11 protein-coding genes and 1 tRNA gene are annotated in these 12,594 nt (G+C 65.8%); 5 read left to right on the top strand and 7 right to left on the bottom strand.

Annotated features, from left to right (window positions below):
• Positions 1–9: 9 nt before the first annotated feature.
• Together B0E46_RS05560 and ompR are read right to left on the bottom strand one after the other, a co-directional pair.
• Positions 10–1,302 (bottom strand): HAMP domain-containing histidine kinase, encoded by a 1,293-nt coding sequence (locus tag B0E46_RS05560; RefSeq protein WP_077554782.1) that lies wholly within the window; start codon positions 1,300–1,302, stop codon positions 10–12.
• A complete protein-coding gene (gene ompR, locus B0E46_RS05555) occupies positions 1,299–2,015 on the bottom strand; it encodes a two-component system response regulator OmpR (protein ID WP_077554988.1) in 717 nt (238 codons plus the stop codon). The genes B0E46_RS05560 and ompR overlap by 4 nt, the downstream gene beginning before the upstream one ends.
• 211 nt (positions 2,016–2,226) lie before the next feature.
• Between ompR and B0E46_RS05550 the strand changes: the two genes are divergently transcribed.
• From B0E46_RS05550 to B0E46_RS05540, 3 genes are read left to right on the top strand one after another with little or no spacing between them, the layout of a single operon-like run.
• Positions 2,227–2,874 (top strand): hypothetical protein, encoded by a 648-nt coding sequence (locus tag B0E46_RS05550; protein ID WP_077554781.1) that lies wholly within the window; start codon positions 2,227–2,229, stop codon positions 2,872–2,874.
• 24 nt (positions 2,875–2,898) lie between these two features.
• Entirely contained in the window at positions 2,899–3,714 is an 816-nt protein-coding gene (locus B0E46_RS05545) for a sterol desaturase family protein (protein WP_077554780.1), read from the top strand.
• Positions 3,714–4,694, top strand: coding sequence for an alpha/beta hydrolase (locus tag B0E46_RS05540; protein WP_077554779.1), 981 nt, complete (start codon positions 3,714–3,716; stop codon positions 4,692–4,694). Before B0E46_RS05545 ends, B0E46_RS05540 begins: the two co-directional genes overlap by 1 nt.
• 66 nt (positions 4,695–4,760) lie before the next feature.
• Here the strand turns inward: B0E46_RS05540 and B0E46_RS05535 are convergent, their stop codons facing one another.
• Entirely contained in the window at positions 4,761–6,749 is a 1,989-nt protein-coding gene (locus B0E46_RS05535) for a S9 family peptidase (protein ID WP_168171138.1), read from the bottom strand.
• 134 nt (positions 6,750–6,883) lie between these two features.
• Between B0E46_RS05535 and B0E46_RS05530 the strand changes: the two genes are divergently transcribed.
• Entirely contained in the window at positions 6,884–7,168 is a 285-nt protein-coding gene (locus tag B0E46_RS05530) for a hypothetical protein (RefSeq protein ID WP_254425057.1), read from the top strand.
• A 26-nt stretch (positions 7,169–7,194) separates the two neighbouring features.
• Here B0E46_RS05530 and B0E46_RS05525 read toward each other — a convergent pair whose 3' ends face one another.
• From B0E46_RS05525 to rnd, 3 genes are all read right to left on the bottom strand, one after another.
• The gene (locus B0E46_RS05525; RefSeq protein ID WP_256364039.1) at positions 7,195–7,455 is read right to left on the bottom strand and encodes a DUF302 domain-containing protein; all 261 of its coding nucleotides are present in this window, start codon (positions 7,453–7,455) and stop codon (positions 7,195–7,197) included.
• 979 nt (positions 7,456–8,434) lie between these two features.
• Positions 8,435–8,510: transfer RNA gene (locus tag B0E46_RS05515), tRNA-Ala, on the bottom strand.
• 55 nt (positions 8,511–8,565) lie between these two features.
• Entirely contained in the window at positions 8,566–9,681 is a 1,116-nt protein-coding gene (gene rnd, locus B0E46_RS05510) for a ribonuclease D (protein ID WP_077554775.1), read from the bottom strand.
• Between the two features lie 97 nt (positions 9,682–9,778).
• Between rnd and B0E46_RS05505 the strand changes: the two genes are divergently transcribed.
• On the top strand, positions 9,779–11,716 hold the full coding sequence (locus tag B0E46_RS05505) for a formylglycine-generating enzyme family protein (RefSeq protein WP_077554774.1): 1,938 nt from the start codon (positions 9,779–9,781) through the stop codon (positions 11,714–11,716).
• 16 nt (positions 11,717–11,732) lie between these two features.
• Here the strand turns inward: B0E46_RS05505 and B0E46_RS05500 are convergent, their stop codons facing one another.
• Positions 11,733–12,578, bottom strand: a complete 846-nt coding sequence (locus B0E46_RS05500) for a sulfotransferase (protein ID WP_077554773.1) — start codon at positions 12,576–12,578, stop codon at positions 11,733–11,735.
• Positions 12,579–12,594: the final 16 nt, after the last annotated feature.

Below are 12,594 nucleotides of genomic sequence, written 5' to 3'. Positions count from 1 at the left end.
GACCTCGGGTCAGATGTTTGTGGGCGCGGCCGGAATCCGGATCGTGGCTGCCAGGCCGCCGTAGCTGCCATTGCCAAGTTCGAACGTGCCGCCGTGCAGCTCGGCGGCGCGCATCACGATGCTCAGACCGAGCCCGCTGCCGGCGCTGCTGCGCGCCTGATCGCCGCGCAGGAACGGCTGGCCGAGCCGGTCGAGCAAGCTTGCCGGTATGCCGGGGCCGTGGTCGGTCACGCACACGAAAAGCACGCCACCGTCGCAGCCAAGCGACACCTTGAACGGGGCGGCACCATGACGCTCGGCGTTGTCCATGAGATTGCCGATGGCCCGGCGCAGCAGGGTGGGCCGTATCCTGGCCGGCAGCAGTGATGGGCCCTCCAGCTGCCAAGCGTCGGGTTGCCCGCGCAAGGCCAGCAGCTGGCCGACCAGGGTGATGATGTCGACCTCGCGCAATGCCTCGTCACGACCATCGCGCACGAAGGCGAGGCATTGTTCGAGTGCGCTGTCGAGTTCCTGCAGGTCGCCCACCATCGCCTCGCGCCGCTGCGGATCATCGGCGTCGCCCAGTTCCAGCGCGAGGCGCAGCCGTGCCAGCGGGGTGCGCAAGTCGTGCGAGATGCCGGCCAGCATCAGCTCGCGTTCGCGAGCCACGCCGCGCAAGCGTGCGCCGGCTGTGCCGATGGCCTGGGCCAGCTGGCGCACCTCGCGCGGGCTGCCGTGCAACTGCTGGATCATCGGGTCGCCCGCCAACAAGGCCGTGGCATGCGCCGAGAGTCGCTCCAGCGGGCGCGTCAGCAGGCGTGCGGCGAAGCCTGCAATCGCCAGCGCGATCAGGCCGGCCAGCAGCGTCACCACCAGGGTCGAGTCGATCAGTTGCTGACGGTAGCTGACGGCATGCAGCACGATCCATCGGCGCGGATCGTGTTCGCTGCGCACCCAGATCTGCGAGGACTGCAGCGACTGGGTGACCACGACCCGCGAGGGATCGCCGAGCAGGTCGCCGGCGGTGCGGCCGATTTCCCGGATCACCGATGCCACCCGTACCGTGGGCGGCGGCGGCGCGGAGGTCGAGAAAGCCACGCCGGCCTGTTTCAGTGCATCGAGCGTACGCATCGAGGCGCCGTCCGAGCGAGTGGACAGCTCGTCGGCAGCCAAGGCGGTCGATACGACGAGCCGGCCATAGGTCTCGCCGGCGGCCTTAAGGCCGCCACGGGTCGACAGCAAGCCAGCGAGGGTCAGTGCCAGCAGCAAGGCCAGTGCGACCAGCGCCAGCACCAGTGAGAAGGTGGTCGGCGCACGTTTCATGGGCGGTCGCCGTCGGGCACGAACACATAGCCCTCGCCCCAGACCGTCTGCAGCCAGCGTGGTTGCCGGGGCTCGTCCTCCAGGCAGCGGCGCAGGCGCGAGACCATCACGTCGATGCTGCGATCGAAGGCTTCGTGATCGCGACCGCGCGCCAGCGCGATAAGCCGCTCGCGGCTGAGCGTCTCGAACGGACGCGTCACGAGGGCCGCCAGCACCGCGAATTCACCGCTTGTCAGCTTGATCGGGGTGCCTTCATCGAGCAGCTGGCGGGTGGCCGGTTCGAAGCTGAAGCGGCCGAACTGTACCGGCCCTTGCTCGGCCTGCGGCGCGCCGGCCGGTGCACGCGGCCGGCGGCGCATCACCGCGCGGATGCGCGCGACCAGTTCGCGCGGGTTGCACGGCTTGGCCAGGTAATCGTCGGCGCCGATTTCCAGGCCGACGATGCGATCCACCTCGTCGCCTTTCGCGGTGAGCATGATGATCGGCGTCTCGATGCCCTCCGCGCGCAGGCTACGGCACAGCTCCAGGCCATCGGCGTCCGGCAGCATCAGGTCGAGCACGATCAGGTCGACGTGATGTGCGGACAGTTCGCGGCGCATCGCGGCGGCGTGGGCGGCACCACGCACGTGGAAGCCCTGCTGGGTCAGATAGCGTTCCAGCAGGTCGCGCAGGCGCAGGTCGTCGTCGACGACAAGGATGTGGATCGATTCCATGGCGGCGACTATGTCGTGAGTCCGGGGCACCAGCAAGCCCGCCAGTTCGCCATTTGCAAGCAAATGTTTCTGCCGCGCATTCGGCAACACCTGCTCACATCCGGGCGTTTCCGGAAACACCTTGTCGATGGCTTTGGGGGAGAGTGGCTCCACGCCATCGGATCGTTCCGATGGGCGGTCACTTCCACTTCATTCGCGCAGGAGATTTGCCATGACCGTGTCTTCCCATGCCCGTCTTGCCTCACTGGCCATCGTCGGCGCCATCGCACTCGGCGCGACCCATCCGGCCCAGGCCCGCGTCCACGGTTCCCGCCTCCAGGCCAATGGCCAGCAGGTCGGCCACATCGGTGGCACGGTCGTCAATGGCCAGGGTGGCCTGACCCACTTTCGCGGTACCCGCGCATCCGGCCCGAACGGTACGGCGGCCCACGGCGCGTATACCTCGGTGAACCCGGATGGCAGCGTGAGCCATCAGGGCGGCACTCAGGTCACCGGTGCCAACGGTGGCAGCTTCAGCGGCCACAACAGCTATACGCGCAACACCGACGGCTCGGCCCAGGGCAGCTACCAGCAATCGGGCACCAGCGCTTCCGACGGCAGTTACAACAGCAGCGGCAACTACGCGCGCAATGCCAGCGGCAGCTGGAACGCCAGCAGCGAGACCACGGCCAGCGGTGCGCGCGGCAGCTATGAGGGAAGCACCACGGCGTCGAACGGCACCGCCACGCACGACAGCACCATCACCAATGCCAGCGGCGACACCTATACCGGGCAGACCAGCTACACCAAGGGCCAGGGTGTGACGCATACGGGAAGCTGCACCGATCCCAGCGGCAATGCGATTGCCTGCGGTCATTGATGGCATGCTCGACGGAGTCCGCTGATGGAACGTCTTGGTCGCTCGCCCGGCTTCCTGCTGGTGATGCTGGTCTGCGTGCTGCTGGAATGGCTGTGGCGCCGGCGCATCGCCAGGGTCGGCTATGACGGCCGCGGCGCGCTGGCGTCGCTGGCCGTGGGCATCGGCAATGTCCTTGCAGGCGCATTGAGCGGTCTGGCGCTGGCCAGCCTGTTTGCCGCGATCAGCCGACTGGCGCCGGTGCACTGGCCGGTGCGCGACTGGCGCGTGTGGCTGGCCGGTTTCGTCGCGGTGGAGTTCGCCTATTACGGCTACCACCGCTGCAGCCACACGATCCGCTGGATGTGGGCGAACCACGCGGTGCATCACACGCCGGAGCAGATGACGCTGTTGTCGGCGGTGCGGCTGGGCTGGACCCACCTGCTGTCGTTCGGCTGGGTGTTCTACGTGCCGCTGGTGCTGGCCGGCCTCGATCCGCGCATGGTGTTCGCCCTGCTGGCGTTCGACCTGCATTACCAGTTCTTCCTGCATACCGAAGCGGTGGGCAGGCTGGGCGTGCTGGAGTGGGTACTGAACACGCCGGCGCACCATCGCGTCCATCATGCGTCCAATGCCGAGTATCTGGATTGCAATTACGGCGGTGTGCTGATCGTGTTCGACCGCATGTTCGGCACGCTGCGCGAGGAGCGTGAAGAACAGCCGATCCGCTACGGCCTGGCGCACCCGCTGGATTCGCAGCGGCCGCTGGTGATCGCCTTTGGCGAATGGCGGCGTCTGGCCGCCGATCTGCTCGCTGCACCGGATCTGCGTGCGGCATGTCGTATCGCACTGGGGAGACCGTGATGTTCCGATGGCAAAGGAAGGTGAGCTGGGCACTCGCCGTGATCGCACTGGCATCCGCCCTGAGCTGGCAGCCTGTCTGCGCAGGCGCGTTGCGGGATGCCTTGATGCAACGCCGTGCGCAGGCTGGCAACCCGGGGGCGGCCGTGCTGCCTGCTGGCATCCGAGTGGTGCGCGATGTGGCCTACGGCAGCGATCCGAAGCAGCGCTTCGATGTCTATGCGCCGATGCAGGCCGATCGTGCGCCGGTGATCTTCATGGTGCACGGCGGCGCCTGGGCGATCGGCGACAAGGCGGCGAAGAATGTCATCCAGAACAAGGTGGCGCGTTGGGTGCCGCGCGGTTTCATCCTGATTTCAGTCAACTATCGACTGCTGCCCGATGCGGCTCCGCTGCAACAGGCACGCGACGTGGCGCAGGCGCTGGTACAGGCGCAGCGACAGGCGACGGAGTGGGGTGGCGATCGCCGGAAGTTCATCCTGATGGGGCATTCCGCAGGGGCGCATCTGGTCGATCTGCTGGCGGCTGAGCCGGCGATCGCATTGCAATTGGGTGCTACGCCCTGGCTCGGTACGGTGTCTTTGGACAGCGCGTCGCTGGATGTGGTGCAGACCATGCAGTCGCGCCACCTGCGTCTGTACGATCGCGCGTTCGGCAGCGATCCGGCAGTGTGGCAGGCCGCGTCGCCATTGCAGCAGTTGCATGCGCCCGGTGCGCCGTTTCTGGCCGTGTGCTCCAGCCGGCGTGCCGAGTCCTGTCCGCAGGCGCATCGCTTCGTCGACAAGGCGACCCGGCTCGGCATGCATGCGCAGGTGCTCGAACAGGACATGACCCACGAAGAGATCAACCAGCAGTTGGGCAGTGCCTCGAACTACACGACGCAGGTCGAGGCGTTCATGCGCAGCCTCGATCCGGTCGTGGCGCATCTGCTCGATGATCAGGCACGGCAGCTCTCGTCGCTTCCCGTGGTGATCAGTCGCTGAGTTTCGGCATGCGGGCAGCTCCGGGGCGATGGCTCCCCGGAGCTGCGGGCCATGGATGGCCCGCGATCACTTCAGATGCTGCGTCATCCAGCCCACCCAGCGCCGGTAGACGTCGGTGGTGCGCACGATGTCCTTGGGGAAATGCGTGTCCACCGGATAGGCGTAGAACTCCACCGGCACGCCGTTGTCGCGCAGCGCGTGGTACCACTCGTAGCTGTTCAGCAGCGGCACGTTGGGGTCGCCCACGTCGCCCATGATCAGGGTCGGCGCGGTGACGTTGTGGGCATAGGCGATCGGCGACTGTTCGCGCCAGATGTCCTTGTACTTCGCCATCCACGGCGAGCCGCCGAAGAAATAGGTGTCGCCGGTCTGGTAGTACGACACGGTGTAGTCCATGACCCAGTCGGTCAGCGCCGCGCCGGATACGGCGGCTTTCCAGATCGGGTAATGGCCGGTCAGCCATGTGGTCATGTAGCCACCGTAGGACCAGCCGGTGACGCCGATGCGCTGCGCATCGACGATGCCGAGCTTCTGCACGGCGGCCACGCCGGCCATCACGTCATTGCCCGGACCCACGCCGGTGTCGCGGAAGATCGCGTGCTGGTAGGCATCGCCGAGGTTGGTGCTGCCGCGGTAGTTCGGCTGGAACACCACGAAGCCCTGCGCGGCCAGCAACTGCGGCAGCGGCGAGAATCTCACGGTGGAGGCTGCTTCCGGACCGCCGTGGATCACCAGCACCAGCGGATAGGCCTGGCCGCGCTGGTAGCCGACCGGATAGGTCAGCGCGCCATCCTCGTGGAAACCGTCTGGTTCCTGCCACTCGACCGATTCGGTGCGGCCCAGCGCGAGGCTGTCGACGAAGGTGTTGAGATTGGTAAGCCGACGCGGCTTTGCGCTCACCGAATCCATCACGTACAGCTCGCCCGGATGCGCCGTGGTGCTGCCGATGAAGGCCAGTGCGCCGGTTTTCGAGACGCTCACGTCGGCACCCGCTTCCACCTCGCCGAGATCGAGCTTCTTCGCCGCCCCCGACAGCGGCTGCTCCCACAGCACCGAGTGAGTGCCGTCCTCGGCGGCCAGCAGCAGCGACTTGCCGCGCGGCAGCCAGGCATAGCCGTTGAGGTTGCGTGCCAGCGCCTGGGTGACGTCGCGGGTGTTGCCGCCGGTCGTCACGTAGACCGCATTGCCGTTGTTCTGGTCGCCGTTGCGCGGGCGCACGAAGGCGAATTGATCGCTGTCCAGCGCGTAGGTGACGTTGGCCGATCCTTCATCCGACACCAGGGTGTGTGGCTCGCCACCGTTGGCATCCACGGCAGCGATCACGGAGTGGAACGACGGTCCCCAGTACGGGCCGGGAAAACGGACGAATGCGATACTGCGGCCATCGCGGCTCCACGCCGGCTGCGGCGTGTCGTCCTGCTGGTCGGTCTGCAGGCTGTAGCTGCCCTGGGTAAGCCGTTTCGCCGCGCCGCCCGCGCTGGGCACCAGCCACAGATGCCACGGAGTGAGCGCCTCGCGGGTGAGAAAGTGGTTGTCGGTGACCTGGAACGCATCGTCGTGTTCCTTGATGGCCTTCGCATTGGCCGGCTCGTCTTCGCTGACGAAGGCGATCTGCTTGCCATCGGGGCTCCAGCTGAACGAGTCCACGCCGCGCTTGATGTCGGTGATGCGCTGCGCATCGCCGCCGTCCATCGGCATCACGAACAACTGTCCCTGCTTGGTCTCTGCATCATCGGCGATGAAGGCCAGTCGCGTGCCGTCCGGCGACCAGCGTGGCGACGAGATGCCTTCGCGCTTCCAGGTCAGCATGCGCCGCGCGCCGCTGGCGCTGTCCACCAGGTCGATTTCCTGCTTGCTCTTGTCGGCTTTCCAGTCCGGCGTCGAAACGACAACGGCAATGCGCTTGCCGTCCGGCGAAATCTGCGGCTCGCCCAGGTTCACGATCTTCTGCAAGTCGCTCAACTGGAACGTCGAAGCAGTCGCGTCGGCATGAGCCGACAGCGGCAGCGTGAGAGCGAAGCAGGTTGCAAAGGCGAAATATCCCGAAGACTTCATGAAAACTCCCGACTTGAATGCGCGATCTGCCTGACGGCATGTCGTCCATGCCATCAGGCAGTACAGAAGGTGGATATCCGTAAACAGACTCCCGGCGCAGAGATTGGCACGTTCTCCGGCTTCTGGAGAAGTGCGTGCCGACATATGCACTCGAGTCCACCAGTCCGGCGTTGGTGTACGATCCTGCCATCCAAGCCAAAGCCGGTCAGCTTGTCTTGAGCACAGCGACACTACTCTGGGGCGTACTGTTCGGGTCGATCGGGCTCGGCTTCTTCGTGTACGGCAAAAAGCAACGGGCGATCGTTCCGCTGGTATGCGGGCTGGCGCTGATGACGTTTCCGTATTTCGTGTCCGGCACTTTCCTGTTGATCTCCATCGGGGTTGCGCTGATGGCGATACCTTGGTTCGTCAGGGTGTAGCGCTCGGTTGTTCACTTGCCTGCTGGTCAGGCGCCGACGCTCTTTCCGATGACAGCTGCAATCAGGCGCTCAGCCGGAACCAGGCCGGCGGCCAATTCAGGCGAAAGGGAATGCCGTTCGACAAGCTCCGACGCGGCGGTAAAGAACACCGCGACCTGGCCTGGCTCAGGCTCGCACACCAGTACCTTCAGCGGCAGATCGACGCCCACTTGCGGATTGGCGAGCATGAGCGGTGTGCCCGCCTTCGGATTGCCGAAGACGATCAGCGTGGTCGCAGGCATCGCCAAACCGACGGCCGAGCCTCTGCTTGCTGATCAATGGTTGCGAAGACCTTGATGCTTTTCTCGGCGAAGGCGGCGAGCAGCCGCTGCACGGTATCAGCGAATGGATACGGACTCTCCAGTCTGACGATGCCGTGAGATGACATGGGATTTGTTGGCGCCTGACGCTGGAGTTAAGCGGCGGCGTAGCCGTCCGCCTTGAACGAAATGTTACGCATCACTCTGCTGAGTGCGCCACCGTTTACGAAAATAGTAAACACTGAGCCCGATGAAAATTACTAGCGATATCAGGAATAAATTGTTTTGCACAACTACCTTTGGACGCTCGGAATCTACCTGAGTAATTTGCACGACTTCCGGTAGTTGAGGCGCGGACGGGACAAGCAGATAGGATCGACGCGCATACGTTGTGTTGCCGCTGGACGAGTCCCCGCCACCCATGACTAGCGCAATTTGATGCGGATACTTACTCCGCAACGCGGCATCGAAGTCGGGTTTTGGAAAGAACGAGTAGACGATTGACGGAGCTGACAACAAGATCGCCCAGATCGCCAAATGGACCAGCACATCTTTCCATGGGGTCATCGGGGGAATCTGAAGCTTCATGTGATGCCTAACTACCTAATAAACGGACCCAAGGGTCCGGCTATACATCCGTGGTCACATTCGGGAGTTCCGACACAACGCCCTGATTCAACGGGAGCTTATCCGTGCTGGGTCCGGCCAACAACCGGACGCATACCGGATCCAGCGGACTGGTTCTCGCAGATCCGCGGGATGTGGGCGGCAATGGCGATTCCTTCGCAGTGGAAGGCTTCTCGCGATAAGTCAAAGCGCGCAGACGGAACATCAGCCTGCGTCAGGCGGATTGTCACGCGTTGCGTGATGATGCAGTCCGGATGAGCCTTGTGTTACGTCCGCCCAAAGAAAAACCGCGCCGTAGCGCGGTTTCCGGGGTATTGCGTGACACTGGTGAAACATTCCGTGGTGGAGCGGATGGGGATCGAACCCACGACCTCCACGATGCGAACGTGGCGCTCTCCCAGCTGAGCTACCGCCCCACGGAAGCGGGGGATCTTAGCAGCGTGCGAAGGGGTTCGCCAAGACCTGTGCGGGCTAGCCGGGCAGCAGGGCGCCGAGGCGGTCGTGCAGCACGTCGTGGCGCCAGCCTTCGAGCAGATCAGGCCATTCGGCGGTGACCACGTATTCCTCCAGTGCCTTGCGTGGACACAGCAGGCCCGGCGGCAGATCCAGTTCGCCGGCGAGACTGTCGACTACCTGCTTCATTTCGGTGAGCGCCTTCTTCGCCTCGCCCTGCGGATGGCCGGGGATCCGCGCGGTGGTGTCGATTTCATCGGCACTGACCGCTTCGGCGAGCAGGGCGAACAGCTCGCTGCGTTGTGCCGAACGCAGCGCACGCTGGCCGCGGCCGCGCTGTTCGAGTTCACTCAGGGAAGCCGGTGGTTGTTGCGCCAGGCTCAGTGCCAGGGTGTCGTCGATCAGCCAGGGCCGCGGCACATCGAGGCGGCGTGCGCTGCGATCGCGCCATGACAGCAGGCGGCGCAGCATGGCTTGTCGCGCAGCCGGCCAGTCGGCCGCGCCGCGCATGGCCCGCTGCGGCTGCGGGTCGCCGTCGCGGTGGCTGGCGCGGCGTTTCAGCCGCTCGCAGTCCTCCGCATGCCAGGCGCTGCGCCCACGCTGCCGCAGGCGCTCGACCAACTGCTCGTGGATGGTTTTCAGGTACACCACGTCCAGCGCGGCGTAGCTGCATTGCGAGGCGGTGAGCGGGCGCTGCATCCAGTCCGAGCGGGTCTCGCCCTTGTCCAGTTCGGCGCCGGCAAGTTCGGCGACCAGCGCGCGATAGCTGATGCCCAGGCCCATGCCGACGAAGGCCGCGGCGATCTGGGTATCGAACAGGATGTGGGGGCCGTCGGGCAGCAAGGGGGCGAGGGTTTCCAGGTCTTCGCTGGCGCTGTGCATCACGGTGACCGCCGGGCCGGCGCCCAGCAGTGGCTGCAATGCGTCGCCGATGTCGAATGCCAGCGGATCGATCAGCGCATGCCGTCCGTTCCAGCCAAGCTGCAGCAGTGCCAGTTGCGGGTAGAACGTGTTCCGGCGCATGAACTCGGTGTCGAGTGCGACGGCGGCGTCCGCCGGCACCGCGGCGAGCCATGCCTGCAGTGCGTCGCGGTTGTCGATCCAGTCGGCGCTGGCCGTCTCGGGCAATGCCATCGAAATTCCTTTGAGCGGCAGGACGCATTGCCCTGTCGGCGGTTTGTGCCTATGGTGAGCGGCGAACGATAACAGGCCACACCAAGGACGCCCATCCATGCCGAGCAACGCGACCCTGCACCGTCAGCGCACCTTGGGCGGGACGCTGGGCGTGATCGTGCTGGGCTGTGCGCTGGTCTATCACTTTTTCCCGCGGGTGTTCCATGTCAACCCGGCGGAAGCGCCACCGCGCTCGATGTCGCTGGGCACGGCGCTGCCGGGCAGCCCGCAGCAGCCGGAGCGGGCGGCGGTGATCGCCGAGATCAATGCCGGGCCGCCGTTGACGCTGGCGCCGGCAGCGGTGATCGCGGCGCGCAGTGGCCGCAATGCGCATCTGCCCGAGCAGCTCAGCGCCGATCCGCCAGCGGTGCGCGAATTGCTGTCGCGCGCCGCCAAGGCGCTGCACGCCGGCCAGCTGGTGGGCGACAAGGAAAGTGCCGCCGCACTGTACGAGCAGGCGCTGAAGGAGAAGCCGGACAGCCGCCGCGCCGCGCAGGGCCTGTTCGATGTGCGGGTGCGGCTGGTCGCGGAGATCGATCAGGACATTGCGGTGGGCGATGCCGATTCGGCGCAGGATCTGCTCGATGCACTGCGCACCCTGCCGAATGCGGCCGACGATGTGGCGCAACTCGAGGCGAGCCTGAAGACGCTGGCCAAGGTGCGGCCGATGCTGGCCAAGGCGGCCGGCCTGCTGCAGCAGGGCAAGGCCGATCAGCCGGATGGCGGGAGCGCGCTGGATCTTTACCGCCAGGTGCAGCTGCTGGATCCGCAGAATGCGGTGGCCGAGCAGGGCATCTTCGAAGTGCAGCGGGCGGTGCTCGATCGCGCCCTTGCGGCGGTGGCGCAGAATGATTTCACCGATGCGGACAAGGCCTTGGCGGAAGCGCAGGTGATCCGCCCCGGCTCCCAGCAGATGCAGGACGTCAGCAAGCGCGTCAGCGACATGCGCGAGCAGCGGGCCAATGGCGTGCTGGCCCAGGCGCATTCGGCGCTGGATGCCGGCAATATCGCGCTGGCCAACAAGCTGGCGGAGCAGGTGCGGGCGATTGCCCCTGACCTGCCGGCCCTGGCGGCTTTTGCCGAGCAGCTGACCAATGCACGCCTGTACGCCAGCTACAAGCCGGGCCAGGTGTTCACCGATCGCTATGTCGACCTGCCCGGCAAGACGCCGGCGATGGTGGTGATTCCCACCGGCAGCTTCCAGATGGGCGCGGCGGACAGCGACGGCGACCGCGTCGAGTCACAGTTGCCGCAGCATGCGGTCACCATCGACAAGGGCTTTGCGATGGCGCGCAGCGCGGTCAGCGTGGGCCAGTTCCGCGAGTTCGTGCGTGCCAGCGGCTATGTGCCCGATTCGGTGAAGCTGGGTGGCGCCAGCGTGTACGACGAGCGCAGTGGCGCGATGCGCGATGATTCAAGTGCGACCTGGCAGGACGACTACGCCGGGCGCAAGGCCGACGACGATCTGCCGGTGGTGAATATCTCGTGGAACGACGCCAAGGCCTATGCCGACTGGCTCAGCCAGCGCACGGGCAAGGTCTATCGGCTGCCGAGCGAGGCGGAGTTCGAATACGCCTTGCGTGGCGGCACCACCAGCCGCTACTGGTGGGGCGACGGTTCGCCCACGCACCTGGTGGAAAACCTCACCGGCTCCGGCGACCGTTCGCGCAGTGGCCGCCGCTGGAGCCATGCCTTCCGCGGCTACCGCGATGGTTACTGGGGCCCGGCACCGGTGATGACCTTCGCACCCAACCCGTTTGGCCTGTACGACATCAACGGCAACGTTTCCGAGTGGACGGCCGACTGCTGGCACGACAGTTACCTGCGCGCGCCTAACGACGGCAGCGCCTGGCTCAACCCCGGGTGCGTCGCCCATGTGGTGCGCGGTGGCTCGTGGGGCAGCTCGCCCGAACAGGTGATTTCCGCGTACCGGCAGGGCGCCAGCAGCGACGTGCGCAGCGGCCGTGTCGGCTTCCGCGTGGTGCGCGAGCTCTAGCGGGACATGAAAAACCCTACACGATGGGCACCTGGTTGACGTTGTTCTTCGGATCCAGCCAGAACGCCTCGTTCGCGAAGCGGCCGAAAATGTCGCGTGGGATGATCGGCAGGCGCTCGATGGACTCCACCTTCCGGCGCACACTGTGCAAGCCGGGCATGCCCACGCGGGCATCGAACTCGTCCGCGTGGTATTCGATGTTGTCGAAGTCGTGTTCGAACCAGGGTTCGCCGAGGAAGCTATAGACCGAGCGCATCGCGGCGGCCGGATCGCGTACGAGGCTGTCGTAGGTCAACAGCAGCAGGTGATCCTGCGCATGCGGGCCGTAGAACGCGTCCTTGGTGGCCTGGAAGGCGAAGCCCACCATGCCGCGTGGATCGGTCAGCGCCTCGATGCGCGAATACACCGTGGTGTTGGTGTCGAAGCGGAATACCTTGCTGACGCTGACCGGCTGCCTGCGCACCAGCCGCTCCATGCTGTCCAGCACCCACGCCAGCGGGCGCACGCAGGCGATGACCTTCACCTCCGCGAACAGCGTGCTCAGCAACTGCATCCTGCTGCACCACAGCCGGCTGGTGTCGAACACCGCATCGGCCCCTGTTTGCACCGAGTAGAAGTTCTCGACCAGGCCGCGCAACAGGGCGACCCGCTGCTCGTCGGAAACGTCGAACGAGAAATCGTTCTTGCTGCTCGCCTCCGCGATCACCACCCCCATGATGTCCGCAAGCGGGCTGGTCATGCCGGCGCGGAAGCGCGGGTTCTGGTTGAGGATGGCAGCCAGCAGGGTAGTGCCCGAGCGTGGCAGCCCGGAAATGAAGTGGAACTTCCGTGGCGGCTTGTGGGCTTCTGCTGCGGCAGGCATATGGGCACTCTCTCCA

It is taken from the genome of Rhodanobacter sp. B04 (assembly GCF_002001125.1).
In the GTDB taxonomy this organism is placed as follows: Bacteria; Pseudomonadota; Gammaproteobacteria; order Xanthomonadales; family Rhodanobacteraceae; genus Rhodanobacter.
The sequence above is the reverse complement of the archived record's forward strand: the minus strand, read 5'-3'. Positions and strand labels throughout refer to the sequence as shown.